The 26,961-nt window shown below is 53.1% G+C and carries 22 protein-coding genes and 1 tRNA gene; 8 read left to right on the top strand and 15 right to left on the bottom strand.

Going from position 1 to position 26,961, the window contains the following annotated elements; all coding sequences use genetic code 11:
• Positions 1 to 4: 4 nt before the first annotated feature.
• The 3 genes from H6G13_RS13765 to rpsB form a co-directional block, all read right to left on the bottom strand.
• Positions 5 to 1,186 (bottom strand): hypothetical protein, encoded by a 1,182-nt coding sequence (locus tag H6G13_RS13765; RefSeq protein ID WP_190483781.1) that lies wholly within the window; start codon positions 1,184 to 1,186, stop codon positions 5 to 7.
• A 309-nt stretch (positions 1,187 to 1,495) separates the two neighbouring features.
• Positions 1,496 to 2,155, bottom strand: a complete 660-nt coding sequence (gene tsf, locus H6G13_RS13760) for a translation elongation factor Ts (RefSeq protein ID WP_190483780.1) — start codon at positions 2,153 to 2,155, stop codon at positions 1,496 to 1,498.
• A 79-nt stretch (positions 2,156 to 2,234) separates the two neighbouring features.
• On the bottom strand, positions 2,235 to 3,029 hold the full coding sequence (gene rpsB, locus H6G13_RS13755) for a 30S ribosomal protein S2 (RefSeq protein WP_190483779.1): 795 nt from the start codon (positions 3,027 to 3,029) through the stop codon (positions 2,235 to 2,237).
• Positions 3,030 to 3,458: 429 nt separating this feature from the next.
• On the opposite strand from rpsB, the gene H6G13_RS13750 reads away from it, so the two are divergent.
• Together H6G13_RS13750 and H6G13_RS13745 are read left to right on the top strand one after the other, a co-directional pair.
• Entirely contained in the window at positions 3,459 to 4,670 is a 1,212-nt protein-coding gene (locus H6G13_RS13750; RefSeq protein ID WP_190483778.1) for a type IV pilus twitching motility protein PilT, read from the top strand.
• A gap of 17 nt (positions 4,671 to 4,687) precedes the next feature.
• Complete coding sequence (locus tag H6G13_RS13745; protein WP_347277479.1) at positions 4,688 to 5,440, top strand: circadian clock KaiB family protein; 753 nt, start codon at positions 4,688 to 4,690, stop codon at positions 5,438 to 5,440.
• A gap of 34 nt (positions 5,441 to 5,474) precedes the next feature.
• Here the strand turns inward: H6G13_RS13745 and H6G13_RS13740 are convergent, their stop codons facing one another.
• From H6G13_RS13740 to ggt, 8 genes are all read right to left on the bottom strand, one after another.
• Positions 5,475 to 6,488 carry a glycosyltransferase family 2 protein gene (locus H6G13_RS13740; RefSeq protein ID WP_190483776.1) on the bottom strand — a complete coding sequence of 338 codons (1,014 nt, stop codon included), beginning with the start codon at positions 6,486 to 6,488 and terminating at the stop codon, positions 5,475 to 5,477.
• On the bottom strand, positions 6,485 to 7,675 hold the full coding sequence (locus H6G13_RS13735) for a glycosyltransferase (RefSeq protein WP_190483775.1): 1,191 nt from the start codon (positions 7,673 to 7,675) through the stop codon (positions 6,485 to 6,487). Before H6G13_RS13735 ends, H6G13_RS13740 begins: the two co-directional genes overlap by 4 nt.
• The gene (hpsE, locus tag H6G13_RS13730; protein WP_190483774.1) at positions 7,672 to 8,652 is read right to left on the bottom strand and encodes a hormogonium polysaccharide biosynthesis glycosyltransferase HpsE; all 981 of its coding nucleotides are present in this window, start codon (positions 8,650 to 8,652) and stop codon (positions 7,672 to 7,674) included. The genes H6G13_RS13735 and hpsE overlap by 4 nt, the downstream gene beginning before the upstream one ends.
• Before the next feature lie 180 nt (positions 8,653 to 8,832).
• A complete protein-coding gene (gene cbiT, locus H6G13_RS13725; RefSeq protein ID WP_190483773.1) occupies positions 8,833 to 9,432 on the bottom strand; it encodes a precorrin-6Y C5,15-methyltransferase subunit CbiT in 600 nt (199 codons plus the stop codon).
• A 38-nt stretch (positions 9,433 to 9,470) separates the two neighbouring features.
• Positions 9,471 to 10,958 (bottom strand): aminotransferase class I/II-fold pyridoxal phosphate-dependent enzyme, encoded by a 1,488-nt coding sequence (locus H6G13_RS13720; protein WP_190483772.1) that lies wholly within the window; start codon positions 10,956 to 10,958, stop codon positions 9,471 to 9,473.
• Between the two features lie 5 nt (positions 10,959 to 10,963).
• Positions 10,964 to 11,416, bottom strand: coding sequence for a VOC family protein (locus H6G13_RS13715; protein WP_190483771.1), 453 nt, complete (start codon positions 11,414 to 11,416; stop codon positions 10,964 to 10,966).
• 126 nt (positions 11,417 to 11,542) lie between these two features.
• A complete protein-coding gene (locus tag H6G13_RS13710) occupies positions 11,543 to 12,265 on the bottom strand; it encodes a PrsW family intramembrane metalloprotease (RefSeq protein ID WP_190483770.1) in 723 nt (240 codons plus the stop codon).
• A gap of 117 nt (positions 12,266 to 12,382) precedes the next feature.
• Positions 12,383 to 13,939 (bottom strand): gamma-glutamyltransferase, encoded by a 1,557-nt coding sequence (gene ggt, locus H6G13_RS13705; RefSeq protein WP_190483769.1) that lies wholly within the window; start codon positions 13,937 to 13,939, stop codon positions 12,383 to 12,385.
• 237 nt (positions 13,940 to 14,176) lie between these two features.
• On the opposite strand from ggt, the gene H6G13_RS13700 reads away from it, so the two are divergent.
• Positions 14,177 to 15,001 (top strand): sulfite exporter TauE/SafE family protein, encoded by an 825-nt coding sequence (locus H6G13_RS13700; RefSeq protein WP_347277478.1) that lies wholly within the window; start codon positions 14,177 to 14,179, stop codon positions 14,999 to 15,001.
• 110 nt (positions 15,002 to 15,111) lie between these two features.
• Here the strand turns inward: H6G13_RS13700 and H6G13_RS13695 are convergent, their stop codons facing one another.
• The 3 genes from H6G13_RS13695 to H6G13_RS13685 form a co-directional block, all read right to left on the bottom strand.
• Entirely contained in the window at positions 15,112 to 15,789 is a 678-nt protein-coding gene (locus H6G13_RS13695; RefSeq protein WP_190483768.1) for a phosphoribosyltransferase, read from the bottom strand.
• Positions 15,790 to 15,809: 20 nt separating this feature from the next.
• Entirely contained in the window at positions 15,810 to 16,148 is a 339-nt protein-coding gene (locus H6G13_RS13690; RefSeq protein WP_190483767.1) for a hypothetical protein, read from the bottom strand.
• A 338-nt stretch (positions 16,149 to 16,486) separates the two neighbouring features.
• A complete protein-coding gene (locus H6G13_RS13685; RefSeq protein ID WP_190483766.1) occupies positions 16,487 to 17,023 on the bottom strand; it encodes a hypothetical protein in 537 nt (178 codons plus the stop codon).
• Positions 17,024 to 17,255: 232 nt separating this feature from the next.
• Between H6G13_RS13685 and H6G13_RS13680 the strand changes: the two genes are divergently transcribed.
• Positions 17,256 to 18,701, top strand: coding sequence for a carotenoid oxygenase family protein (locus H6G13_RS13680; protein WP_190483765.1), 1,446 nt, complete (start codon positions 17,256 to 17,258; stop codon positions 18,699 to 18,701).
• Here the strand turns inward: H6G13_RS13680 and H6G13_RS13675 are convergent.
• Entirely contained in the window at positions 18,698 to 19,465 is a 768-nt protein-coding gene (locus H6G13_RS13675) for a DUF1350 family protein (protein ID WP_190483764.1), read from the bottom strand. The genes H6G13_RS13680 and H6G13_RS13675 overlap by 4 nt on opposite strands.
• 152 nt (positions 19,466 to 19,617) lie before the next feature.
• On the opposite strand from H6G13_RS13675, the gene H6G13_RS13670 reads away from it, so the two are divergent.
• The 4 genes from H6G13_RS13670 to H6G13_RS13655 all read left to right on the top strand — a co-directional run bounded on the left by H6G13_RS13670 (position 19,618) and on the right by H6G13_RS13655 (position 26,932).
• Positions 19,618 to 19,691: transfer RNA gene (locus H6G13_RS13670), tRNA-Val, on the top strand.
• Between the two features lie 618 nt (positions 19,692 to 20,309).
• The gene (locus H6G13_RS13665; protein WP_190483763.1) at positions 20,310 to 22,394 is read left to right on the top strand and encodes an N-6 DNA methylase; all 2,085 of its coding nucleotides are present in this window, start codon (positions 20,310 to 20,312) and stop codon (positions 22,392 to 22,394) included.
• Positions 22,391 to 23,704 (top strand): restriction endonuclease subunit S, encoded by a 1,314-nt coding sequence (locus H6G13_RS13660; protein WP_190483762.1) that lies wholly within the window; start codon positions 22,391 to 22,393, stop codon positions 23,702 to 23,704. Before H6G13_RS13665 ends, H6G13_RS13660 begins: the two co-directional genes overlap by 4 nt.
• 3 nt (positions 23,705 to 23,707) lie before the next feature.
• Positions 23,708 to 26,932: a DEAD/DEAH box helicase family protein gene (locus tag H6G13_RS13655; RefSeq protein WP_190483761.1), complete on the top strand. Its 3,225-nt coding sequence runs from the start codon at positions 23,708 to 23,710 to the stop codon at positions 26,930 to 26,932.
• Positions 26,933 to 26,961: the final 29 nt, after the last annotated feature.

Raw genomic sequence — 26,961 nt, 5'->3', positions numbered from 1 at the left:
AAGCTCATTCTCCCCCAGACGGCTCCTCTTGCGGCTCCTCTCGGGGCGCTTCATCGTACCAGGTAGAGCGCCAGGCTAGTTCGGCTTCTGCGATCGCAAGTTCCCGCTGCTTTTTCTGGTAACGGCTGCCGAGCTGCTTTAGCTTACCAACGGCCTCTCGCAGCTTACTGCGCCACAGAGATGCCTGAGCATCGGCAAATTCAATATCAGACAGCCGCAGGTGTATCGCTACTAGATGGGTTACGTCGCGTTCGTTGCCAGCTTCGTCTAACTCCTCTTCTGACAAGACGCTTCTATCGTCTTCGTCCTCATCGTCCTCATCTGCTGTTTCTGAACCGCCATCGCGAGCTATCTCCACCAGCACATTGAGCAGGTTAGGAGCAGAGGCTGCTTTTTCTAAGGGAATATCTGCCTCTGTTGCCGCTGCTAACAACGCCTCAGGCAGATCGGGCAGCATCTGAGCCCTTTGCAGCAGTCGATTAGTGCCATTCGACACCCGCTGCAGCACCATCCGCAGGCGCTGCTCCAGCAAGAAGTGCCGCTTCATCAATCGAGCGGGCGTCATGGGTTGATCCGACTCATCTGCCTCAGCCAAGTCTGGGTCCATCGCCTCCAAAACGGCATTCATCAGCAGGGCTCGCACCATTGGCATATCCGAGATCTCGGTGTCATCCTCGGGGTTGTCTTCAGTATTGTCCTCGGGGTTGTCTTCAGCGCTAACCGACTCGTTTAAAGCGGTGCCCCCAGTCTGACTAGCCTCTGCCTCGGGCAAAGCCGCATTGGTCCCCTCAGGAGCATCCTCTGCTGGGGCCAAGGACATTTCAGCTATCCCTACTTTGTTGCTGCCGCCAGAGAGAGCTTGAGCCGATTCGGCTACAGCTAAGGCACTTTGCAGGCTCTCTAAATTTGTCTCCATCAGAGTAGATAGGCGGTTTTGCACGTCGTTGGCCAACGTTCGCAGCGCCTCCTGCAGCTTTTGCCGCTGACTTAAAGAAAGCCGCAGAAACGCCTCAGGGTATGCCTGGGTACAAAGATGATAGCCAGCTAAGATTAGCTGCCGCCGGGCCGCCTTGCCCAACATCTTCAGGTAGTTTTCGTAGAGCGTTTTGAACTCCTCAGCTAAAGTTGCAGTAGCTGTTTCCAGTACTGCCAGATCTTTGCGGATTTGTTCGACCGTGCCTACCATAAGCCGTTTGCTGTATGACGATCAGAGAAATCTGAAGAAGCCTTGAGGCCATTGCTTGCATCCATTTCCTAGCCTCGGCCTCCCTACAGGATAGCGGGTTCTATCCCGTTCTTGAGCGAGTTTGTCAGTTATGGGAAGCTGACTGGGTCTTCTTTTGCTGACTGGGTCTTCTTTTTAAGCAACGCTATAAAAGTGAAGGGCAGGCTTTTTGGAAGCCTGCCCCAACACCTGCAAGTTAGAAAAAAGAGCCTCTTTATCTAACTGTCCCCAAGCAGCAACCTAAGATTGCCGTTTGGCCTGTAGGTTTCCCTACTTTTGACCTGTTTGAGCAGCAACTTCCTCTGCAAAGTTGCTCTCTTCCTTCTCAATGCCTTCACCGAGGACAAACCGGGAGAAGCGACGAACCTGGATGTTTTCACCCAACTGAGAAACGCTTTGCTTGACCAGTTCTTCAACGGTGATGTTCTGGTCTTTGATGAAGGGCTGATCCATCAGAGAAAGCTCTTTGAGGCGCTTTTCAATGCGGCCCTCAACGATTTTGGCCCGGATGTTTTCTGGCTTGTTAGACAGATCATCGCGGCCCATTTCGATTGCTTTTTCCTTTTCCACCATGTCGGCAGGGATGTCGCTGGTCTTCACGTACTCAACGTTAGGACAGGCAGCAATCTGCATAGCCACATCCTTCACTAGAGCTTTGAACTCGTCACGGCGAGCTACGAAGTCTGTTTCACAGTTGATTTCGACCAGCACACCTACGCGTCCACCCGTGTGAATGTAGCTCTCCACCAGACCTTCAGCAGCTACTCGACCTTCTTTTTTAGAGGCCGAAGAGATACCTTTCTGGCGCAGCCACTCACTGGCTTTTTCCTTGTCACCGTCGTTTTCCAGGAGTGCTTTTTTGCAATCCATCATGCCTGCGCCAGTCGCCTCGCGCAGCTCCTTAACTAATTTTGCAGAAATCTCTGCCATGATGACTTAACTTCCTAACGCGCTAACCTTCAAAGCGGACAATACAGAGCTTTAGCTAGTGACCTGAAGGGGCCGACGCTTAGCCGTTATCTCCATCCTCATTGTCAGCGGGATAATCGACCTCATCGTAATCGAAGTCATCATCGGCCCCATCGTACTCATCATAGATGTCATCGCCGTCACCTCGACCTTGGCCACCAGAACCTTCGTAGATGGCATCTGCTAGCTTGCCGAGAATTAGCTTGATGGAGCGAATGGCATCGTCGTTACCGGGAATGGGCACATCAACCAGATCAGGGTCGCAGTTGGTGTCTAGCAGCGAGATGATCGGAATGCCTAGCTTGTGGCATTCCTGCACCGCGTTGTACTCCCGGCGGATATCAACAATGATGGCTACATCAGGAACCCCGCGCATCGCTTTGATGCCGCCTAGGTATTTTTGCAGCTTCTCCATTTCCCGCCGCAGCACCGCCGCCTCTTTCTTGGGGCGCAGGGCAATGGCTCCCGTTTCTTCCATGCGCTCTAGTTCTTTGAGGCGCTCCACGCGGGACTTGATTGTCGTCCAGTTGGTGAGCATACCTCCCAGCCATCGCTGGTTGATATAGTGGGAACCGCAACGGCTCGCTTCTTGTGCAACAATACCAGCCGCCTGTCGCTTGGTGCCGACAAACAGAAATTTCTGGCCTTGCTCAGCAGATCTACGAACGAAGCCATAAGCTTCTTCGATTAGCTTGGCGGTTTGTACCAGGTCAATGATGTGAACCCCGTTCCGCGAGGTAAAGATGTACGGAGCCATCTTAGGATTCCAGCGGCGGGTTTGGTGCCCAAAGTGGACCCCAGACTCTAGCAGTTCGGGCAGAGTAACAACAGGCATATTTAGCTCCTTTCGGGTTTATCCTCCATCCGGAAGTATCTCTGTCAGAGACACCCGAAACTCCGGATGTGCGATTTAGACAACTTTTCTAATCTAGCACAAACGAGTCCTCTACCTAGGGCAGTCTTTGAGTTGCGATCGCACCCCCACACAAGCAATAGGAACAACCGAGCAGGGGTTTTTGTTTCCTTCCAGCGCCCCATCGAGCACCCCAATCGAGCCCCGCAAGAATTACTCCTCACATCTCTCGCAAAAAGCCTGCTCAATTCGCTTGAATAGAATTTGTTGGGTGAGATTCTGACAATTTAGCGATAGCCTATCTTGAAGATTTGGGCAATCTATGGATCATTAAAGGACAACCCGGTCAATAATTCTTTTGAGTCACCGGTTAGCCGACCTGCCAGCATACTTCTTATACAGAGGCGCTCTATGAGTGAGTTACCCCGTAACCCTGCTCCCCATCCCGCTCCCCCGCCACCACCGCCCCCTCGCGCCAGCGCCAATCCCGGAGCGCCTGCCGGACATCGGCCTGCTGCCCCGCCACCGATGCCCAAAGGGCCGAGCAACATTAAGGTCGGCTCTGGGCTAACGCTGGAGCGGATTGTACGGGAAGCCTTTGACAAAGGGTTTTCAGACGTTCACTTAGGGGTGGGTGAGGTGCCCCGCTTTAGAGAGCGAGGGGAGATCTCCACCACAGACTATCCTGTGACCGACGAAGCCACCTTTTATGGCTGGCTCTCTGAAATCATGAAGCCTGAGCAAATTCAGGAATTCAAGCAGACGATGGACTTTGACGGGGCCGCCCAATACGACTTCACCCGGATCCGGATCAACGTCTTTGACACCCTGCGGGGACCCGCGCTGGTGCTCCGTCTGATTCCGGTGAAGATTTTGACGCTGGATCAGCTCGGCTTTCCGCCGGTTTTCCGCGATGTGTGCCACTACCACAAGGGTCTGGTGCTGGTGACAGGGCCAACGGGTTCGGGTAAGTCCACCACCCTGGCAGCGATGATTGACTACATCAATGCAGAGATGCCTAAAAACATCATCACCATTGAAGACCCGGTGGAATTTGTCCACAGCAGTAAGCGATCGCTAATCAAACAGCGGGAAGTGGGCATGCACACCCTGAAGTTTGACAACGCGCTGAAGGCATCTCTGCGGGAAGACCCAGACATCATTCTGGTGGGTGAAATGCGGGACAAGGAGACGGTCAATACGGCGCTTAAAGCGGCTCAGACCGGACACCTAGTCATGGGCACCCTACACACCAACAGCGCTGTCAAGACGGTGGAGCGGATTCTCAACCTGTATGAGCCAGAGCAGCAGGCCCCAGTGCGGGTGTCGCTGGCAGAGTCTCTAGTCGCCGTTATTGCCCAGGGGTTGTGCCGAACGACCGACGGTAAGCGAGCGGCATTCCACGACATCTTGCTCAACACAGACGCGATCAAGGACTACATTTTGCGGGGTCAGCTCGATGAAGTCGAGGCGCTGATTCCGAAGTGTACCTTTGACGGTATGTGCACCATGAACCAGTCGCTTTATGCCCTTTATGAAGCCGGACGTATCACTGAAGAAACCGCTCTAGAAATGTCGCCCAAGCAGAATGAGATGGCTCAGATTCTGCGCGGGCGTGTCTAAGGTTGACTGATTCTCCTGTGACCTCTACTAGCCCCCAGGTATTCAAGGGCATTGCCCTGTTTACCCCTGGGGGCGACCTAGTTTATTGCCTAGATAAGCAAAAGCGAACCCGCTGGCATCTAGATCTCTGTGCAACGCTGCAGGATCAGCTGGCCCTGTCTGATCCACCTTACTTTTTGCTGCCGTCCTACACAGCCACCGTCGATCGCTGGATTGATCCGACCTCAGGGCAACTGGTGATGGTGGCCGAAGCGTATCCCCGAGTCTTGCGCTTTAGAGCCCTGCTCAACGCAGTGTTTGCGGTAGAAGCTCAGTGGCAGCCGGTCTATACTTCACCCGAAACTGGCTCTCCAGTGCTGCTGGAGACGCATCGAGCCCAGTTTCCCCAGCTTTGGGAGTGCCACGATCTAATTGTTCAAGCCGATCGGGGCAGGTTGGAGCCGCCATCGCTGGCAATGCCCGTCATAGACCAGTCTTTGACTAATGCACCCACTTCGGCTGAGCCGCTAGCCTTTCGCCTTTTTGTCAGCGGTTCGGCAGCGGCCTCTGCCGAGAATTTGCTGCGGGTGCTCTACACCACGTTTGAGAGCGTGCTCAAGCAGCCCTACACGCTGAAACTCATCGACGTTACCCAGCACCCTGAACAGGCTGAGGCTGACCAAATCTCAGTCACGCCTACGCTGGTGCGGGTGTGGCCCGAGCCTCGGCGACGGATTGCCGGAGATTTGTCTTCGCCGCAGCGGCTGCTGGCGTTTCTCCAGACACCTTAGGGCCAAAATGCTAAAGCCAGTCTATTGAGCCAATTTACTCTTTAAGAATCCGCCTGAGCAGCTCTGACAAAGGCTCTGTGGCACCCTGCGCTTGGTGCTGCTGAATTAGCATTCTGGCTCTGTGGAGCTTGCGGCGGATGCGGTAGGGCAGGGGGCGGCTTTGTTTTTGGGCGATGTAGCCGTAGTAGCGGCTTTGAAGAATGCGATCGCACCATACATCGGCCCGCAACACAGGTGGATGGCGCAGCGGCAGTGCGATTGGCTGGGTGAGTAGCTTTGCTCGCCAGTCAAACTGATCTCGGTTGTGGGCAGCATCGGCTCCAAAGCCCAGGTTAGTGACCAAATTCACGCAGGGCACAATGCAGTGCGCTCCCTGCACCCAGGTGCTAAAAATCCACTGATAGTCCCAAGTATCTTTTTGCCCAGCATAGGTCTGCTGCAGTGTCTTGTCCCACCAGCGCACTGCCGCCGAATCGGGCAAGATATCGCTCAGCCAGCCCGCCTGACGGAACTCAGGCCAGAGCGCCATGTCAGCATCGTAGTGCTGCCAGGCCCGCCGCCAAGTTGCCCAGCCCCAAAAGTGGGTGTAGCGCGAAAAAGAGTAGCTGTACTCGGCTTGCCGGGGCGGGATATTGAAGTTGTCGCCGGTAATGGCCATGACCCGCTGATCGCTAGCGTAGCGCTGCAGCAGCTCCTGACAGTAGCCAAAAAAGCTAGGTTCAGGAACGCAGTCGTCCTCTAGGATGATGGCCTGCTCCACGGTCGCAAATACCCAATTCAAGCCGCTGACTATGCGGTCTTTGCAGCTCATGTAGGTCTCTGCATAGTTCCTGAAGACCTCACAGGGCCAGTCTACTGCTTCCACAATGGCCCTAGCCTGCTGGCATTGCTGCAGCTGATCGGCTTTGTCTGCAGGGGGCAGGTTAGAGACAATCAGCAGCGTTTGGGGCCGCGCCTGCCGGATCGCCTCAAACACTAACTGGGTGGTTTGGGGGCGCTTGAAGATCAGCAGCACCACAGGCGTTTTTAGAGCTTCCTGACTGGTCATACCCGGCTGCCTTCCTCAATGACCTGGGTGTAGAGGCCTTCTAGCTTTTCAATGCTGCGCTTCAGGTCGAAGTTTTGCTCGACGTGCTGGCGAGCAGCGCCAGAAAACTGCTGCCAGAGGCCAGGTTGGGAGAATAGGGTCAGGAGGCGATCGGCCAGGGCTTCGACAGCTTTTTCGGGCACCAAAAATCCGGTTTTGCCCTCTACCACGGCTTCTGGGATACCCGCGTGAATAAAGCCCACTACCGGCAGACCCATCGCCTGGGCTTCGACCACGACGTTGGGCAAACCCTCAGAATCGCCGGTGCTGGCGGTAATGCTAGGGGCAGCCAGCACAGTCGCCCGGTTCATCCAGTCTCTAACGACGCTGTGAGGCTGTGCCCCTAAAAAGCGGTAGGACGAGAGCAGCTGTTGTGCCCTTTGCTCTAGCGCGGTGCGGCGCGGCCCGTCTCCAATCACCACCAGCGTTGCCTCTGGGCACGTCGCCTGAAGTTTAGCCACCGCTGGCAGCAGATACTCACAGCCCTTTTTTTCTACTAGGCGACCGACAAAGAGAACCACTGGCTGACGAGAGCAGTCGGGCCGAGCTGTAAACTTTGCCAGGTCAATGCCGTTGTAGACGACCACAGCTTTTTGTTCGGGGCAGCCTGCCTGAATCATGCGATCGCAAATAAAGCCAGAAACCCCAATGCAAATCTTGGCCTCCTGAAACAAAGCAGGCCGTCGCTGCAGGTAAAAATCTCGGTAAAATTGCCCCCGGTGGTGAATGAAATCTAGGGGCCGGGGCGCGCGCCTATTGGGTCGGCTGAACTGCATGCCGGTGATGTCGCTGCCGCGAAAGGTAATCATCAGCGGCAGGTGCAGCTGTCTGGCTAGCCGCGCCGCCCAGAGAGCGTCTAGACCAAAATGAGCGTGTACCAGCAGCGCAGAGGTTGCCCGCACGCGCCGCAGCCAACCGGGGTGAATAATGCCACCCAGCTTCAAGGCCGTCTTCCAAACTCCAGCATGGGCTACCCCATCACTCAGGCAAAGGCTGCGCTCCGGTGGGATAGAGATCTGGCCCTGGCCTAGCCGCGATGTGCCAACGTAGATGCCCTGATACTGCTGCAGACTGTCAACCTGAGTCTGAATAAAGGTTTCGGAGTAAGGCAGCAGCTGGTCTCGGTAGATCAAGATGGGCCGGGTCATAGCAGCGGGGAGCCTAGCCCTGAGGCAGGACGATGGGGCAGCGCCCGGCGATAGAACGGGCTCACAAGGGCACTTCTAAGCTTTTCTAGCTGACAGGCCGCCACCACATCGCTGCTCAAGACAGGGTAGTACTTGGCGTAGTGAATCACCATCCTTAGAAAATCGTGAGTCATATAGCCAGCCAGGAAAAAAGGCCGCTGCCACTGATGAAGCCGCTGCATGCGAATCAGGTGCTGCGCTAACCCAATACTGCGAACTAGCGCCAGCAAGTAGTCTCGCTCTAGCCGCCAAGCTGGAATATGGTGCAAAATCACCAGGTTGGGGTTGTACAAAATTTCCCAGCCCGCCTTTCGCAGCCAGCCCAAAAGCTCGATATCTTCGCCTTTGAGGGCCAAGACATGGCCGACAGGGCCAGAAATTGAAAAGTCCTTGGGCACACTTTTGAGCCAGGCAGATTTGCGAATGACGAGCCCCGCACCGGGGGGTAAAACTCGGTCCTTGCGCAGGCTGTAGGAAAAAGGCTGATCTCCTCGATCAATCAAGGCCATATAGCTGGCTATATGGGCAAAATTGGGCGGCGGCGGCACCTCAAAATCACCAAAGATCTTGCCGCTAAACGCGCCTGCCCCTGGGTGCTGCTGGCCAAATTCCCAAATCTCAGCGACCCAGTTAGGAGCAGGATAGTTATCGTCATCTAGAAAGCCAACCAGGTCAGCACCTGCCTCTAGTAAAGCTCGCTGGCGAGCAAAGGCAGCACCCTGACGATCTTCCAAAACATACTTCAACGTAAAAGGAAGGGGCTCAGCTCGCTTAGCCCGATCAATGATTTGAGGCGTGTCGTCGGTGCTGTTGTTGTCTACTACCAACACTTCCCAGCTTAAATGAGCGGGAACAACTTGCCGTTGAAGGCAATCAAGAATTTTAGGCAGCCTACTAGCGGCATTGTAGGCCCGGATGGCAACAGTTAGCTGAACCATGGGATCTCTGTCCTGCTGAGCATTGAATTGAGCTCTGTAGGGCGTTTAGATTAGAAATGAATCCTGTTTCGTGTTGCTCTCTATTTAGTATAGGTGGAGAAAGTTCACCCTCCTCACCCTGCTACCTCGTCTCTCTCCTACCGCATCACCCGCCTACTCTGTCACCTTCCGCCCACCACCCTATTCCCCCTTTTCCCCACTCAAAATAAAAATAGGATCCACAGCTGCAAACACTTGATGATTTCCCCGGGACTCCAGGCGATTGACGGCAGGCTGGACAGCTTCTACATTTCGGACCCGAAGGGCTGCAAAAGTCTCAGAGACCGTATAGAGGGTTTCGAGGTTGGTGGCAGTGACAGCCAGACGGCCTGCTGTAGCCAGGTATTGCCAGGACTCTAGCAGCGTTTCTTTTAAGGGCCGACCCCCCTCTACTAAGATGCAGTCGGGCTCGTAGGGCAGCTCGGGCAGGCAGTCGGGGGCGATGCCTTCGATGACCTCTAGATTTTTGAGGCCAAAGAGATCGCAATTTCTGCGGATCAGGCTGGCCACTTCTTCATCACGCTCCACCGCTACTACCTGGCCTTGAGGACAGAGCAGAGCCGCCTCGATAGCCACGGTGCCAGTGCCTGCGCCAACGTCCCACAGCACAGACCGGGCCTTGAGCCGCAGGTAGCCCAGCAGCAGCAGCCGCACCTCCCGACTGGTGAGTGGAATGCCGGGCAGCTGCTCAAACAGTTCATCGGGAATGCCGGGCGTCACGTAGGGCCACAGGGAAGTCATACAAACAAGCCGAAAAGAGTATTGGGACGGGAGGTTTTTCAACCCCTAATTACCGTTAGGGTAGCGAGCGTTGAGTCAGCGCAGCCGGTCACATACCCACCAGCCTGGCGAATACACTGTAGGGATTGTAGCGCTTGTGCTGTGATGGCTTCTCCCGGCAGCACCAGAGGAATGCCTGGTGGATAAGGGCAGAGCGTCTCGCCACTCAGGCGACCAATAGCTTCAGCGGCAGGCACCGTTTCGGCTGCCGCAAAGAAGGCATCTCTAGGCAGCAGGTCAGGCACTTGGATGGCCGCAGCCACTCTTGACTCAGCCAGCACCTCTGTGTGATCTGCCGATGGCGGGCCGTCATAGCGCTGGCTGAGTTCTTTCAACGCCTGCACCAGCCGCTCGCCATCGGCTGGCGAGTTGCCCAGGCTAAGAATGAAGGTCAGGTGCCTTAGGGTTGGCAGCTCGGCGGTGACCCCTAACTCTTCATGCAGCAGGGCATCGGCAGCAAACCCGCTAAGACCCAAACCAGATACCTCAACCGTCAGCCGAGTCAAATCAAGCTGGTAGCAGCCCCTATCTGCTACCGGCTGCTCAAACACACGCAGACCGGGCAGCGCTTTCAGCCGCTCTCGCACAGTTTGCGCTAGGGACAATACTGCCGCCATTTGCTCTCTACCCTCCAAGGCCATCTGTTGCCGCGCTGCATCTAATGAGGCCAAAAGCAGGTAGCTGGGGCTGGTGGACTGGGTGAGCTGCAGCGCCTTTTGCAGCCGGGATCGATCAATGCGATCGCACCGGACATGCAGCATTGAGGCTTGGGTCAAAGCCGATAGCACCTTGTGGGTAGACTGCACTACCAAATCAGCGCCGGCAGCCAGGGCCGGGGTGGGCAAATCGGGATGAAAGGCAAAATGTGGCCCGTGAGCTTCGTCTACCAGCAGAGGAATTCGCCGCTCGTGGCACAGACCCGCAATCGCTGCTATGTCGGAGCAGATCCCCTGGTAGGTCGGCGAAACTAAAAGAACAGCGCAGCAGTCGGGATGAGCCGCTAGGGCTTGTGCGATCGCATCCACCTCCACTCCCTGCACCAAATCCCAGTCCGGGTCCACCCAGGGCTGCACCCAGACCGGCACCGCTCCCGTCAAAATCAGGGCCGAGACCACGGACTGATGGGCATTGCGAGGCACAATAATCTTGTCACCAGGCCGACAGACCGCCAGCAGCGCTGCCTCGATGCCGCAAGTTGAGCCATTGGCTAGAAACCAGGTCTGCTCAGCGCCAAAGGCTGCTGCTGCTAGAGATTGGGCTTGTGCGATCGCACCCTCGGGCGCAAACAGATTGTCCAGTTCAGGCAGCTCCGGCAAATCTGCCCTAAAGACCGATTCCCCCAGCAATGCTTTTAGCGGCGCGGGAGTGCCCTGCCCCCGCTTATGCCCCGGCGCATAAAACGGCGCATGATCCCGCCGAATACTTTGGGCCAGCGCCTCCAGTAGCGGAGCCTGACTCTGTTCCTCAAAATGCGGCCTGTTCCCCACTGGCTCTACCCTGCCATCGCCGGATCACAGCGAATCTCAACCAAAAAACCGTCTGGGTCATAGAAGTAAATTCCTCGCCCAGTCGGTCGACTGACTGGCCCATGATCAATGGGCACCTGATGCTGATGCAGCACCTCTACGGCAGCATCGAAATCTTCTGGGGCAATGTCAAAGGCCAAATGATTCGCCCGAGTAAAGGCTTTCTCAGGGTCAGGGTGAGGTGGCAGCAAGTCTGGGGTGCAAAACAGGTCCAGCACCGTCCCATCAGGCGTGACAAAGTTAGCCACCTTACCACTAGCCACCAGCTCCTTCAAGGTGCTGGGAACGTCCTCTCCCGTCAGCTCATGAAGGCCCAGCAGCGTGCCATAGAAGCGGCGGGATGCCTCTAAGCTGCGCACATTAAGAGCAATATGGTGGACTCGTCGAAGGAGGCCAGGTTTTAGGGTGGGGTGGGGCATGGGGTGAGGGGTGGATGGGTGAAGGGGTGGATAGGTGGGAGGGTGGATGGGTGGGAGGGTGGATTAGGGGCGGGGAAGCGGGGGAAATAGTAACGCCATCTTGATTCCCTGCTCCTACTCTCCGCCTCACTCTCTCAACGGCGACATCTCCAGCGCCCGCCCCATGCCTCGCATGACGGCGAACCAGGAGATTGCCAGCAGCAGCACCATGGCCAGTCGGGGCAGCAGACCGGGGGATAGGGCCAGCGCGTTGAAGAGGGCGTAGGACAAGATCGCGGCTAGCAGGCCTTTGCCGACTAGACCTTTGGAGTGGCCATCTGGAAACTTAGTGAAGCCTAACCCGTAGCCCCAGAAGCTAGACCAGAGGGCGTGGCCGAGTGCACCTAGCAGTCCTCTGACGGCAAAAAGATCGAGCACGGCCTGCAGCGGTGAGAAGGGCAGCCCGGATCCAGGAACGGTGACGCTGGTGACAGTGAAGTAGGTCAGCAGCAAGACGACAATATTTTCTAAAGTGGCAAACCCCAAGCCCACAACAGCAGCAAAAATGATGCCGTCTACAGGTTCGTCAAATTCTGCTGAGTCGTAGGCTCCCCAGCGCACCATGCAGTATTTTGCAATCTCGGCCACGATTGGCACAATTGCGATCGCAACCCAAAACCGAGGAAGGGGCAGCAACCACTGAATCAGCACGACGGGAATAGCTGCCAGCATCCCCAGCAGAAAGATTTTGAGAATCAAACCGCGCGGTTCGGGGTTGAGCTTGTCGCGGGTATAGAAGAACCAGAGCAAAAAGGCGATGGGGGCAATTGCTAAGGCAATAATACCGATGACGGTACCCAGAACATTCATGAGGCTTGACTCAGAAAAAGCTGTCTAGATAATACCTGGCTCGGTCATTTTCAGCTTCAGCGCTAGGGGGGTGATTGAGGTAATGGGTTCGAGGCTATTGCGATCAGGGCTGTGCGATTAGGGCTGTGCGATCGCACCCGCACGTCGGGCATCGCCTGCTCCCATAAGCGAACCGTCAGACTGAATTGCCACTGAATGAACACCGCCAAAGAACATATTGGGCTGCTGCCACCAAATCTTTTTGTCAGCCATTCCCACGCTCGCAGCCTCCAGCGCTGCGCGATCAAACCCCGGCTCTAGGTGGAAGGTATCGCGCTCCCAATGGACACGGGGGGCACTAACGGCTTCTTCCAAAGACATCCCGAAATCAACGGTATTGAGAATAACCTGCAAAATTGCCGTCCGAATGCGGTTGGAGCCGCCTGACCCCATCACTAGCTGAGGTCGATTACCCTGCAGCACCATTGTCGGAGCCATCATGGAAGAGATTCGCTGGTTGGGCTGCCACTGGTGAAATCCCTGCGGGTTGAGGTCTTCTTCCCCCAACATATTGTTCACCATAATGCCCGTGCCAGGAATAACGTAAGACGATCCTTCCCCGTTAGAGGTTGTGACGCTAGCCGCATTGCCCTCCCCATCGACAACGCTGACGTGGGTAGTGCTGCCCCACTTATTCACAGCCCCCCGGTAGGAGTCATGGTAGTAGGCCAGGTGCGATTCTCCTAAGAACCACTCGGCAATATTGGCCTGATAAAGATTAGCGTCGTACCCATCCCGGCGGGCCTGGTTGGTCAGGCTCATGGCCTCTCGCAGCAGGGCCAAATAGGCCGGACTGCCAGGCTGCAGCGAGTTTACAGGAGCCTGCTCCAGCACCTTCAGGGCAAAGGCAATCAGCGTGCCCCCGGTACTGGGAGGCGGGTTGGTCAGCAGAGTCGTGCCCCGGTACCGAATGCTTAGGGGTTTGCGTTCAATCACTCGATAGTTCTGCAGGTCTGTCAGGCTTAGATAGCCGCCTGCCTGCTGACAGTCATAGACAATCTGCTGAGCCAGTTCACCCTGGTAAAAGTCCTCTGGCCCAGCTTTGATCAGCCGAGTCAAAAAGTCGGCAAACTCTGGCATGGCCAAACAATCCCCCTGCCGCAGCAGGTGCCCCTGAGGCGCATAGAATGCACGAGCCCCAGCAGTCGCCGTCAAAATAGGGGCCAGCAGCTCAAAGCAGTAGGCTCGGAATTCGTCAATTTCAACCCCCTGTTTGGCCCAGTGCACAGCTGGTTCTACCACAGCTGCTAAGGGCAGTCGGCCCAAGCGACGATGCACTGTCAGCAGTCCGGCCAGGTTGCCAGGAACCGCCATCGACCCCAGCCCCACATGAAACTCCTGCACTGCATCGCCAAAATTGGCCTGAATGGGGTAGAAGTCAGGCGGTTTGCCAATGTTTTTGGCAGCAGGGGTCTGGCAAAAAAAGTCAAAGAGAACGTCTTCCCCCTCCGCAGTATGGGCCAGCAGAAAGCCGCCACCTGCCACCGAAGTCAAGGTCGACTCTGTGACGCAAGCTGTAAATACGGCAGCAACAGCGGCATCAAAGGCGTTGCCGCCCTGCCGCAGCATGTCTGCACCGGCTGCGGCTGTAAGTGGGTGCCCGGCGGCTATCACTCCCTGGGTCGGCTGTCCCATGAGCGTCTCCTGTGCGCTGTTGACAATCGTTTCAGCTTATCAAACGGTCACCTCAAAAAGGCGGCGACAGCAACAGTTGCAATTCTTCACAAATGTTATTTGTATTACCTCTGACCAATTTCTAATAATTAGAAATGCGTCAATTATGGGCATTTGAATGCAAAGAGGCAGATGGCTTAATACCCCTTTTCTGGGCAGATGGGCTAGAAACGCGAACAGCCTTTTGGAGTGCGCGCAGTGGCTATAGATAGCGCCTTGAATCTGCTTTTGTTTGCTGGGCTAGGACTGATTGCAGGAACGCTGTCGGGACTGTTTGGGATTGGTGGCGGGATGGTGATTGTGCCAGGGTTGTTCTATCTGTTCAGCCTGATGGATCTGCCGCACACAGCCTTGATGCATTTGGCTGGCGGCACCTCCATGTGCATCATGATTTTTACTGCCGCCTCTTCGACCTGGTTTCATCACCGCCGGGGGGACGTGCATTGGCATATTTTTCGCGCCATCATGGGCTTCATCGGGATTGGGGTAATCCTGGGCGGCCTGATGGCTAACCACCTCTCTACAGACTGGCTAGAGCTGGTCTTTGGCCTGTTTCTGCTGTTTGTCTCGCTGAAAATGCTGCTAGATTGGCGAGTCATGCCTCGGGAAGCGAGCACCCCTCGGCCCTGGCTGACGGCTCTAGTGGGGATAGCAATCGGTTTTAAGTCAGGCATTTTGGGTATTGGCGGCGGCGCAATTAGCGTGCCGTTTTTGCTGCTAGCTGGACTACCCATCAGTCAGGCTAGCGGCACCTCGGCCTCTTTTACGCTGCCTATTGCGCTGATTGGCACGCTGGCCTGTTTGCTGACGGCGGGGCAGACTGACGCTATCCCCCTGGCGACTGGTTATGTCTACTGGCCTGCGGTGGGGATTGTTGCGCCCTTCACGGTGCTGGGAGCACCGTTAGGAACACACCTATCCCACGTGCTGCCCGGACAACAGCTCAAGGTAGCGTTTGCGCTGTTTCTGCTGTTTTTGGGACTGCAGCTCAGCGGCAGCAGCTTCGGTCATTTGTTGGTGTGATCGTTGCGCTCACAGCAGTTCTCTCTGTTGGAGCCGTAGGCGTTGCACTAGGTGCAGGCCCCTGCCCCTCCAGTGCAGACCATCCGTAGCTAGACTTCAAAGAATTGGTGTTAGTTGAGCTGGCTATTGCGGTTTTGCTGTAGGAGTTTACAGACGGTTTCATCGCTGGTTTGGTCGAAGTGCCCATACCACAGGCTGATGGAGTAGAGCGGGTCAGGCTGGGCTAGACAAACAACTTCGTCAACCTCCTGGCGCAGTTCTTCAACAGTGCTGGGAGGCGCGACCGGCACGGCCACCACGATGCGCTGAGGCTGCTGCTGCCGCAGCACACTAATAGCGGCTTTTAGAGTAGAGCCTGTAGCAATGCCGTCGTCTACTAAGATTATGGCCTGACCCTGGATATCGAGCGGCGGCTTGTTGGGGCGGTAGGTGCGATCGCGTCTTTGAAGTTCCTCAGCTTCGGCGGTTGCTACACGCTGGATATCCTCTGTAGCAATGTTCATGCGCCGGATGATGTCGTGATTAAGAATTTGCACCCCGTGGGAGGCAATGGCTCCCATTGCCAGTTCCGCCTGCCCTGGCACCCCCAGTTTCCGCACTAGGCACACGTCTAGCGGCAGAGAGAGGGCCTTAGCAATTTCTGCTCCCACCGGGACACCGCCTCGCGGCAGCGCCAACACCCAGGTCTGAGGCTGGCGTTCGTACTTTAGGAGCGCTTTGGCGAGGTGTTGCCCAGCCTCTACCCGGTCCCTAAAAGCTGCCGATGGGGAATGCGGTATTTTGCTCATACCACAGTCTTAACAAGCTATTAGAAGTTTGAGCCAAAACCAATGGAGGGATCTCCCAATGTAGTGAAGACAGTAAGGCCCATTGGCAGGGCGATGTCTCCATTCTCATCCAGCAGATCATTAAGAAATGGCATCTCGTCGGTGACACTCACTATGCCAGTATCTGCAGGGGTGAGTGATTGATTGATTTGATCAGCTGCCGTAGTGAGATTGTTGGTATCGGGCTCGGCTGAAACAGCTCTCAGTTCCAGGGGCATCAGGCTGCTGGCCCCTTCGGTTGCAGTGTTAGCTTGAGCCACAGCGGGACTAAGCACAATAGCTGGAACTAAAACCGCCAGCCAACAGAGATCGCTTTGCATGGGTGAGTACCTGTGTGTGGAAGCAACGGAGTCGAGCATTGGGGGCTTGAGCTGTTGCCCAAGGCTTGGGGATAAGTCTTGGTGATTTTTACGATTTATAGCCTGTCTTAGGGAGCTTCTAAGAAAACTTAGTATTGGTTCACCAACAACAGACCGAATTCAACAGCCGATTGGCTTTAACTTAACAACGGGCTGCCTAAGCGAAATCTCTCGGATGACGAGTTGTGCGGAGGAAACTCATTGCTCCGGTATCTGTCTTTTAGGATAAAAAGCTGCTGCGAAAGCTCCTTCAAAATCTGTCGAGCGATTCAGAAACCCCGGATCAGGTAAACGCTCCTTTAGGTCAGCGGCAAAACCTGATGACAGATCCAGTGGTCGTCTTGATTTCTCTGGTAGTAGCGGAGCTCCCAAGTAACAGCAGCGGCGGGGTCGATCAGCTCGGTAGCCATTTGAGATAGACCTTTGGCCTGATCGGGCGAGAACTCGTAGGCTAAGCTCAGGTGCAGCCAGTCTTTCAACCGGAGTCCGCCTTTACGGGTGGGAGAGTGTGTGGTGGAGGCAAAATTGACCATTAGCTGCCTAAGCCAGGGCGATGCTAGCTCCAGCCCGTGCCAGTCAGGCCGAAAGGCAAATCCTGTCACAGCGATCGCAGGTGTAGGTTGCGATCGCAACGCCCGCTTATAGGCCCGCGTTAGCGACTGAGTATAGAGCGGCACCGAGTTTGGAGTTTCTTCAAAAAAGCTAAGCAGGGTGCAATGAGGCATATAGGCATGGGCTGCATTGGGGCCAAAAACCCGGCGGCTCTCTTCAAAAAACCGCTGCACCTGACTCGCCAACTCCCCGGTGGGGCAAGCGTACACAATAAACTTGGGCATAGGCTGAGGGCCAACGGCTGCTTTCGACAGCAGAATACTCCAGTCAGGCAGCCTCCCGATTAAAGGGGGTTTATTGGGGGATTAAGGTTTTGGGCTGGGAGATGGGGAGGATTTCTTGCGGGTAGGGGTGCCTTGCTTTGAAAGCAGAGTTGGGGTGAGTGATCTAGAGTGTAGTTGAGGCGCGGTTTTGGGATTGTGCCGGATGCTATGGGCTTGATTGAGTAGGGGTTCTATGGTTTTGAAGTCACCTCCTAGGCAAGGGACTGCAGGCAAGAAAGCGTGGGCGGGTGCGATCGCATCTCCAGCGGTCGAATTTGCGACGACGACACTGCCGGTATTGGCAGGCCAGGTGCCCTCGGGGTTGCGGGGGGTGCTCTATCGCAACGGGCCTGCTCGGCTAGAGCGCGGCGGTGATCGGGTGGGCCACTGGTTTGATGGCGACGGGGCCGTGCTGGCCGTGCGGCTTACGGGAGAGACGCCAACGGGCACTTACCGCTATGTTCGCTCTGCGGGTTACGAAGCTGAGGCAGAACAAGACTGCCTGCTTTATCGGGGATATGGCACGTTGCCTGCCCAGGGTTTCCTGAAGCGGCTAAAATCTCAACTCAAAAATCCGGCCAATACTTCGGTGCTGGCGCTGCCAGATCGGCTGCTGGCGCTGTGGGAAGGCGGCTTGCCCCATGCCCTCGACCCAGAGACCCTAGCCACGCTAGGGTCAGACAGTTTAGATAGCCTCAGTGGCGGTGAACCCTATTCGGCCCACCCCAAGCGCCACCCGCGCACAGGCGACATCTTTAACTTTGGCCTAGTGGCTGGAGCCAATGCCACTCTCAATGTGTATCGCAGCGGGGCCGATGGCCGCATTCAGACCAAGCACAGCCTTGATCTCAACGGCATTCCGCTGATTCACGACTTTGTGCTGGCCGATCGCTATCTAGTTTTTTGCGTACCTCCGGTGCGCCTGAATGCTCTGCCTGCTGTGCTGGCCCTGCAAAGCTTCAGCGATTCGCTGATGTGGCAACCCAAACGCGGCACTCAGATCGTGGTGATCGATGCCGACAGTGGCGAAGTGGTTGGCTGGAATCAGGTCGATCCGTGGTATCAGTGGCATTTTGGCAACGGCTACCTGAACCAAGACGGCGATATCGTGCTGGATGTGGTGGCCTATCCTGACTTTGCCACTAACCAAAACCTCAAGGAGATTGCTAGCGGGCAGATCAAAACCTCTGCTCCTAGCCAGCTTTGGCGGCTGCGAATTGCTCCTCAAACGGCTGAAATTCTGGAACGCCAGCTGCTGGTTGACCGCCACTGTGAGTTTCCGGTTGTCCCTGCCGACGCCGATCCAGAGACGGCTCCTATCTTTCTCTCGATAAATCGCCCAGAAGATGAGGGTCAAGGAGAAATATTTGGTGCGATCGCACGCCTCGACCCAGCCACCGGCACCCTGACTGTCGCTGATGCTGGCACCCATCGCTATCCGGCCGAACCCATCTATGCATCCGATGCCACCGACCCTCAGCAGGGTTGGATTCTCACGGTGGTCTACGACGGCAACACCCACAGCAGCGAAGTCTGGATTTACGACAGCGACAGGTTAGATCAGCCTCCCGTCTGTCGGCTAGGGTTGCCTCAGGTCATCCCTCCTAGCTTTCATGGCACTTGGCAACCCTGCAGCTAGGGCAGTGGGTCTAGCCAGGTCAGCATCACCTCTTTCAGCCGGTTCAAGTCCCGGTAAAGCTCCTGCTTCATGAACTGGCCCAGGGCATCTAGTGGCGTAAAAGAGCTGCCCGGTTCCCAGGCAATATCTTGGGCGATGGGAGTGGTATGGCTGCCCGGCAAAATCTGTATCGCAGTCAGATCGGGGAAGCGCCGCACCAGCACTTCCGACAGGGGCCGAGTTTGGTCAATGTCGTCGTTGCGGAACTTGACCAGCAGGTTGCGCCGAATCATGTATTGCTCAGCCACCAGCGCCAGCGTTTCCTCTGGCGACGGGGTAAATTCGACGTTAAAGGCTGGGTTGAACTGGATGAACTGCTCTAGAAAAGGAATCGACCGCTTGGCTGGGTAGTTATTGAAGCTCAGCAGAATGTTACCCGCCCGCTCGACCTGCCACAAGGTGTTGATCAGCAGATGCACCTTACAGCCCATGCTGTGCCCCAAGCCATATACGGGCAAATATCGCGGCCCCAAGACCCGGCCCTGTAGGTAATACAGCCCTTGGTCAAAGGTGAGCAACACCTCTTTGGCAATGGCTTCGTGGTCAAACGTGTTTACGAATGGAGTCGCAATGATTACGTAACCGGCTCGCCCCAGGTTTTCCAGCAGCCAGCGGTAGGTGAGGTGAGGGGCAGCCGCCACAAAAGCCCCTCCCAAAAAGTGAATAATCCCTCGGGGATTGCGCGGCACCAAAATCCAGTTGCCCGATACCTCCTGCCAGTCCATACCAGTCCCTGCTTGCGTCTTTCTTTATCCTAATAGGTCTGCCAGAAGGCTTCAGCGGAGCGAACGGCAGTGCTGCCACCTTACGCTCTCAGGATTTTTTGGGCAGCACATTGACAGGGCTACATTCCATGCGTTAATTTAGTTCTCTGCAAGGACATATAGCTCAGTTGGTTAGAGCACCACGTTGACATCGTGGGGGTCACTGGTTCGAGTCCAGTTATGTCCATACCCTGAAAAGCATCTCTGACAAGCGTTTTAGAGCTTGATCTAAGATCGCTGTACTAATCAGCAAAAAAGTCCACCGTCATTTTGCCGCCATTTTTTAGGTGGCACAGTACCTGTCTGCCTTCTGAATCGCCCTTGCTTATGGGGTGGGCATGACCATAGCTACCTAGCAAGGGGTATGGAGCACCAACACCGCCAATTACTCTGTCCTAATTCATACAATCGAACATGAGCGGCTTGAGGGCGTTTGGCAACGTCTCTCCAGGGAGGCTGAGGGCTGTACCGATATCGATAAGTTGGTTAAGCTCACTACGGCAATGCACCGCAATAGTGAGCTGAGACAGCGCTTGCATGGCCTGGAGTAGTCGAAACAGGACTTGGCTGACCAGAAGATGGCTGATTAGTGATGAGTTTGTGGGGTATCTGGTGGGGAGATTGTCTCCCAGCGCCTTTCAAGAGTTGCTGGAAATTATTGGCGATCAGGTAAGGGATGGGAACCTGCCTGTAAGACTTGGGCAGCCTAGGTGAAAACGCCTTGATTGTGTTTCGTTGTCCGGGTAGTTCAACACCGACAGCGATCTCTAAAATAGATTCTCCACCTGACGACAGATCGCCCCTTATGCCTGACACCACCCCTAAGCAAAACATCCTGCAATACGAATCAACGATTTGGTCAACGGCTGACCTGTTGCGGGGGTGTGGCATCAAAGAGTCTGAATGGCCGCAATACATGATGCCATTCTTTGCCCTGGTGATGATTGAGAGCCGTTTGCTGCGGATGTTTGATGAGCTAAAGGCGGAACTGGGGGAAGACACCCTTGATGAGATTGAGCAGGATGACCTGATCGAGCTGATTCAGGACAAGGGGCAAGGCTACAACGCCTACATCTTTGAGAAACACCAGACCCTAAAGGACATCTGCCAGAACGATAAATCCTTTGATGTGGACTTTGATGCTTACTTGAGGGGATTTGACGGGGAGACAAAAGACCTGTTGGGGGTGGATGCCTTTGAGGGGGAAAAGTTTCTCGACATCAAAGGGGTGGTTGCCAGTCTCAAGAAAAAGCGGGTGCTGTTTAGCTATGTCAAAGCGTGGAGCAGCATTAACCTGAAGACGTTTAACAACTCTGACATCACCACCCTAGAAGAACACATCAAACGCCGTTGGGCGGATATCTCAGCAGATACAGCGGGGGAACAGTACACGCCGGATGATGTAATCGCCCTGATTGCAGAGATTATCGCGTCTAAGATTGAGGACTCTAACCGCCTGCTGAAAATCTATGACTGTACCTGTGGGGGCGGGAACCTGCTGTTTGGGGTGGAAGATCGGATTAAGGAGAAGGTGAACCGCCTGACTCAGACCTTTGGGCAAGACTGGAATGATGCCCTATACGCCCTAGCCAAGATTGAAAGTCGGTTTCGGGTGGATTCTAAAATCGAGCATGGTAACACCCTAACCGATGACAAGTTTTTTGCGGATGAGTTTGATGTGGTGGTGGCGAACCCGCCCTATGGGGTGGACTGGAAGGGCTTTCAGAAAGACATCCGCAATGATAAGACTCAACGGTTTCACCACTTACCCTCGGTGGGGGATGGGCAGTTGTTGTTTATGCAACACCTGATTTCAAAGATGAATGCCACAGGTATGGGGGTGGTGGTTCACAATGGCTCAACCCTGTTCAGCGGGGATGCAGGATCGGGGGAAAGCAACATTCGTAAATGGATGCTGGATAACGATTTGGTGGAAGCGGTGATCCAGTTACCAACAGATGAGTTTTTTAACACCAACATTTACACCTATCTGTGGGTGCTAAATAAGCGGAAACCCGATAAGCGGAAGGATCGGGTGATGTTGATTAATGCCAGTGAGAAGTTTAAGCCCCTGAAGAAAAATAAAGGCTCGAAGCGGAAAGAGGTGGATGAAGCCAACCGCTTAGAGATTGTGGCGACGTTGGAGCAGTGGGCGGATAACGACTATGCCAAGGTGTTTGACAAGGAGTTTTTCTATTTCAATAAGCAGGCGATCATGCTCACGAATGTGGATGAGCAGGGCAGAACGTTTGCTAGTCGTCTGAAGGAAGGGAAAAAGAGCCTGAAGCTGAACCCTGTAAAGCTAGACAACGGGAAACGGACATTAACGGAATTTACAATTTTGAGTCCTCCCAATCCTGAACTTGAAGAGGGGATAGATAACGAGAAAGTCTTAGCGGTGTATCACGAACTGGATATTAAGCCCTTTGTGAGTTCTTTGGACTACAAGGAACAGCCGTTGGTAGTGACGACGGAGAAAGCACAATACAGCTTTGACACTGACCAAGAAACGCTGATTAGAGAGGTGTTGGGCAAGCGGGAAGCGTTGGGCTGTGGAAAGATTGTGGTGAAGTCGGCGTTTAAGAAAAGGACGAAAACGAAGCCGGAAAGCATTGTGATCACGGTGGAGCTAACGCCGGATTATCAGAAGGATTATGAGATTATTCCTTATCATCGTGACCCGGATGAGAATCAGGCTGCGATCGCAGCATTTATGGAGAAATACATCACGAAGCCGTTTGAGTATTTGGAAAATGTGGTGGGGGTAGAGATCAACTTTAACAAGGTGTTTTATCAGCCTGAGCAGTTGCGAAGTGTAGAAGAAATTTTAGATGAGATAGACGCTTTGAATGATGAGCTGAAAACGTTAGAGGAGGGACTAACGCTATGAGAGAGACACTACAGACTTATGAAGAATATAAAGACAGTGGGCTTGCTTGGTTGGGCAGTATCCCCTCAGATTGGCCTATCGTCCGAAACAAAGAAATTTTCAAAGAGCGGGGAAGTGTTAGCAATACTGGACAGGAAACATTATTAACTGTTTCTCACATCACGGGGGTAACTCCTCGCAGCGAGAAGAATGTCAATATGTTCATGGCAGAAACAATGGTGGGTTACAAAATCTGCCATGAGGGTGATCTCATCATCAATACCATGTGGGCATGGATGGGGGCTTTAGGGACTAGCAACGAACTTGGAATATGCAGTCCTTCCTATAACGTCTATATGCCTCAAAAAGGGATTCCGTACAATCGCAGATACTTTGACTATCTGTTTAGAATTCCTAATGCAGTCATGGAAATGACGAGAAATTCCAAAGGGATTGTTTCGTCTCGACTGCGTTTGTATGCAAAAGACTTTTTTCAGATAGAGATAGTTTTACCGTCTTTACAAGAACAAGAAGCGATCGCCCACTACCTCGACACCAAAACTGTCCAGATAGATCGCAAAATTGACCTGCTAACCCAAAAAGCCCAACGCTATGAGGAATTGAAGCGATCGCTCATCAACGAAACCGTCACACGCGGTCTTGATAAGTCTGTGCCGATGAAAGATAGCGAGATCGAATGGATAGACGAAATTCCTGAGCATTGGGAAATCAGGCGGATTAAGGATATTACTATATCAGATGTTTCAGTAAAAACGCCATCTCAATTAAAGGGTGCAGATTTAATTGAGTTCGTTCCTATGAGTAATGTTGATGAAAGCCTTGGGGCAATCAAGGAATACAGTTTTGTAGAACTTGATAGTGTTTCTAGTGGCTATACAAAATTCAAAAACGACGATGTAATTTTTGCCAAGATAACACCTTGTATGGAGAACGGAAATGTAGCTTTAGTGAAAGATCTGAGATATGGAATAGGCTTCGGAAGCACTGAATTTATGGTCTTTAGATCTCGCAAAGAACTATTTCCAAAATATTTGCATTATTTCTTTCACAACATCCTATTCAGAAAAAATGCTGAACCTTTTATGAAGGGCACTGCGGGTCAAAAAAGAATTACAAGTTTATATATGTCAACACATGGTTTTGGCTTGCCACCGCTTGATGAACAAAAAACGATCGCTGATTATTTAGATAAAAAGACAGCGCATATTGATCGAGTAATAGCAAACATTAATTCCCAGATTGATATACAGAAAGAACTCCGTAAAACCCTGATCAACGATGTCGTTACAGGTAAAATCAAGGTGGCTTAACCCATGAGTGAACTACACCTGCAAGACAAATTCCTCGTTCCCTTCATCAAGTCAGAGTTAGGCTACCGAGAAGTCAAACCCAACACCGTCACCAACTCCCTCATCATTGAGGAAGACCTGCAAGAGTTTATTTCTACCACCACCCTCAACCAAAAGCCCTACGAAACCCTGCTGAGGAAATACAACGGCGACGCCAAAGCCCTACGAGATGAATTGATCGAACTCATCCAAGAGCGGATCGCCAGCAGTCGGAATATGGCACTGTTCATCAATGCCAATAAATCCGTTACTCTGCGAGGCGTTAAGCTCCATCTGTTCTATACCGATGACAGCGTGATTCACGGTAGCGACCTATTTCAGCAAAATATATTTTCCGTTATTCAAGAACTGCCCTATCAATGCAGCTATAACAACAAAAAAGTTATTTCTTTTCGTCCTGACCTCACCTTCTTTGTCAACGGTCTCTATCTAGGCTATAGCGAACTCAAAGCCAACTTTAGCAACCAGACCGCCAAGAAAAATGGACGGGGCAAAGTCACCAAAGACTACTTTGAAGCCGTCAGAAAATATTACGAAGTCTTTGACCAAAATCCTCACCTCAGCGATGCCGAAAAAGAACGCTACCGCAGAGACTTCCTGAAAATTTTTGAGAAGGCAATTCACATCACCACCACCGATATTGCCGAAACCTATGTTATCCGCACCATCGATCAATTCTTTGACGAGGCTCTAGCCACCTGTAAAACCGGAAAATATGACCTTGAGGAATTCAAGAAAAAAGTCACTGAAGTCTTTAAGCCCTATCCTCTGCTCAACCCCGATGCCGACAAAAAAGATAAGCTGAAAGAGCTGTTCACCTTCCACTACGGCAAAAGCTTCATGGAGAAAGAAATTCTCTACTACAACTTCATTGAGCGGGAAGTTCAAACCATCAACGGTCGCAAAGAACTCAAAGACGAAAAAGGGCAACTCATTTGCCCCCGTCCCAAACAAAAATTTGGCACCGATAAGATCCTGGCAAAAATTGACGAGTTCCTAGAACACGAAACCGAAGACGATTATTTCATTCACCAGCTAGAGCAACAGCTTGCCCACGTTGCCCCCACTAAACGCGCCGAACTCATCGAAAAACGTAGGTCATACGCTAACAACAAAAACGTCTATTCCCTGTTGTTGCAATATGCCGCTGGGTTTGGCAAATCCAACATTATCGGCTGGACAGCCCTACAGCTCAAAGACCTACGCCGCAATGATGAGTATGTCTACGATAAGGTCATGATCGTGGTCGATCGTCTGCAACTCCGCAGTCAGATTGACGCCAAAATGCGGAACATGAACATTGAAAACTCCATGTTCCTTGAGGCTCACGATAAAAAGACCTTTCTCGAAGCCCTCACTTCCGATAAGCGCTTAGTCATCATCAACCTGCAAAAGTTTCAGGACGTGCGGAAAATCCTCGATGCTGACACCCTGCAAAGACTGGCTGACCTCCGTATTGTCTTCCTCATTGACGAGATTCACCGCTCCAACAGTGGCAGCCAACACGAAGAAATGGTCAATATCTTCAATGTGTTGCAAACCCCCTTTGATGCCAACGCCACTTATAACCAAATCCGCACTAAGAAAAACCTGATCATCGGCTTCACCGCCACCCCCGACGATAACACCCTGGCAAGGTTCGGAGAATTCAGCGGCTATGCCGAAAGCGAAAAGCTATGGGTGCCCTTCGATGCCTACACCATGAATGAGGCCATCAAAGACGGCTTCATCCTCAACCCCATCAAGAACATTGTTCCCGTTGCGTTAAAGATGCTGTTTGACAAACCCAGCAATGACCTAGAGGGCTTTGAGGAACCCAACTATAAAGACGCGGATAAGAAGCAAATCTACGAAGAACCCGAACGGATAGACGCGATCGCCAAATACATCGCTGATTTGCTCGTCAAAGATGTCTATCGACAAATCAGGGGCACAGGCAAAGCCATGCTAGCGGTGTACTCCATCAAAGCCGCTCGACTATATGCTCAGGTCGTTAAACGTCACTTTCAGACCATCACCCAACAACGCAAATATGAGAAGTATGCGGATGCCCCCATCTATGTGGTGTATTCCAGCAGTCAAGACCAGCAAAGCGCTACCGGGTTAAATGATGGACTCAGCGAAGAAAAAGTCTTAGAAAACTTTGCCCTCAGAAAAAACGGCTTAATCATCGTCGTTGCCAAACTGCAAACCGGATTTGATGAGCGGCGATTACACACCCTATTCCTCGATAAAGAAATTAGGGGCATTGCTGCCATTCAAGCCATTTCCAGGGTTGACCGTACCGCCAAATACAAAAACGACTGTAAGATCGTTGACTTCTCCTATAACAACGTCAACGTTCAAAACATCACCGATGCCTTCGAGCATTTCTCTGATGTGGTGGTGAGTGATTCTGACCCGTTTAGCGATCGGCAGGTGTTAGACTTCCTCTTTTCAGAACTTAAAAAAACTGCGATTTACAACCAGTTTTTTGACCTATTCCTGCAAATCTTTAATGACGAAGCCAAATGTAACGATCCAGAAAGATATCTGGATTTAGAAAGTAGCATTGAGAAGCATATCTCAGCCAACCCTGAGCATACGGCTGATGCCAAAGCCAAAGCAGCGCAATACTTCACCATCTTTAACCGCATCGAGTATGTGATCACCCTCGATGACAAATATAAAGAACCTAGCTTTCTCGCCTTCCTACGACTGTTCAACCGACTCTATAACCAACTGCATCGCACCGATGATGTCAAAGACCCCATTGAAGTCTACTTTGACAACCAAATCGGCATCGTTGAAGTTGAGCCTCAAGAAACTGAACCTAAGAAAAAGCGAGAAACTAAAATTGCAAAAGGTAAACCACCAGGAGATACAGTTTACCAATTTGATATTTTGGCAGTTATCGAAGCTCGCAATGAGCAGGAAGAACTCAAGGCAGAACGTATCAAAGAGTTTGAAGGTAAGATTCAAGACTTGTTCAAATATGTCAGAGGCTCTGATGAAGGTAAACGCTTGATCATCAAAATCAACTCTGATGTACCAGAAGACGAAATCTATGAAGACTTCGCTAAAATCTACCGCAAATACAAAGTTCTGAATCGAAGAACTGTGGGAGAGTATTTTTTCAAAGAAATGGAAGATCTCGTCAACAAACTTTGTGATGACTTTGAAGCTTTAATCCGTAGATCCTATGATTAGGTTGCTTCTAAACAAGCAATGGAATTGAC

Source organism: Pseudanabaena sp. FACHB-2040, assembly GCF_014696715.1.
Lineage (GTDB): Bacteria > Cyanobacteriota > Cyanobacteriia > Phormidesmidales > Phormidesmidaceae > JACVSF01.
This window is presented reverse-complemented; position numbering and strand designations above follow the sequence as displayed.

What these genes read in the sequence shown, in the direction of transcription:
- H6G13_RS13765 (WP_190483781.1), bottom strand. Translation starts at nt 1,186, where the DNA reads ATGGTAGGCACGGTCGAACAAATCCGCAAAGATCTGGCAGTACTGGAA.
- tsf (WP_190483780.1), bottom strand. Translation starts at nt 2,155, where the DNA reads ATGGCAGAGATTTCTGCAAAATTAGTTAAGGAGCTGCGCGAGGCGACT.
- rpsB (WP_190483779.1), bottom strand. Translation starts at nt 3,029, where the DNA reads ATGCCTGTTGTTACTCTGCCCGAACTGCTAGAGTCTGGGGTCCACTTT.
- H6G13_RS13750 (WP_190483778.1), top strand. Translation starts at nt 3,459, where the DNA reads ATGAGTGAGTTACCCCGTAACCCTGCTCCCCATCCCGCTCCCCCGCCA.
- H6G13_RS13740 (WP_190483776.1), bottom strand. Translation starts at nt 6,488, where the DNA reads ATGACCAGTCAGGAAGCTCTAAAAACGCCTGTGGTGCTGCTGATCTTC.
- H6G13_RS13735 (WP_190483775.1), bottom strand. Translation starts at nt 7,675, where the DNA reads ATGACCCGGCCCATCTTGATCTACCGAGACCAGCTGCTGCCTTACTCC.
- hpsE (WP_190483774.1), bottom strand. Translation starts at nt 8,652, where the DNA reads ATGGTTCAGCTAACTGTTGCCATCCGGGCCTACAATGCCGCTAGTAGG.
- cbiT (WP_190483773.1), bottom strand. Translation starts at nt 9,432, where the DNA reads ATGACTTCCCTGTGGCCCTACGTGACGCCCGGCATTCCCGATGAACTG.
- H6G13_RS13715 (WP_190483771.1), bottom strand. Translation starts at nt 11,416, where the DNA reads ATGCCCCACCCCACCCTAAAACCTGGCCTCCTTCGACGAGTCCACCAT.
- H6G13_RS13710 (WP_190483770.1), bottom strand. Translation starts at nt 12,265, where the DNA reads ATGAATGTTCTGGGTACCGTCATCGGTATTATTGCCTTAGCAATTGCC.
- ggt (WP_190483769.1), bottom strand. Translation starts at nt 13,939, where the DNA reads ATGGGACAGCCGACCCAGGGAGTGATAGCCGCCGGGCACCCACTTACA.
- H6G13_RS13695 (WP_190483768.1), bottom strand. Translation starts at nt 15,789, where the DNA reads ATGAGCAAAATACCGCATTCCCCATCGGCAGCTTTTAGGGACCGGGTA.
- H6G13_RS13690 (WP_190483767.1), bottom strand. Translation starts at nt 16,148, where the DNA reads ATGCAAAGCGATCTCTGTTGGCTGGCGGTTTTAGTTCCAGCTATTGTG.
- H6G13_RS13685 (WP_190483766.1), bottom strand. Translation starts at nt 17,023, where the DNA reads ATGCCCAAGTTTATTGTGTACGCTTGCCCCACCGGGGAGTTGGCGAGT.
- H6G13_RS13680 (WP_190483765.1), top strand. Translation starts at nt 17,256, where the DNA reads ATGGTTTTGAAGTCACCTCCTAGGCAAGGGACTGCAGGCAAGAAAGCG.
- H6G13_RS13675 (WP_190483764.1), bottom strand. Translation starts at nt 19,465, where the DNA reads ATGGACTGGCAGGAGGTATCGGGCAACTGGATTTTGGTGCCGCGCAAT.
- H6G13_RS13665 (WP_190483763.1), top strand. Translation starts at nt 20,310, where the DNA reads ATGCCTGACACCACCCCTAAGCAAAACATCCTGCAATACGAATCAACG.
- H6G13_RS13660 (WP_190483762.1), top strand. Translation starts at nt 22,391, where the DNA reads ATGAGAGAGACACTACAGACTTATGAAGAATATAAAGACAGTGGGCTT.
- H6G13_RS13655 (WP_190483761.1), top strand. Translation starts at nt 23,708, where the DNA reads ATGAGTGAACTACACCTGCAAGACAAATTCCTCGTTCCCTTCATCAAG.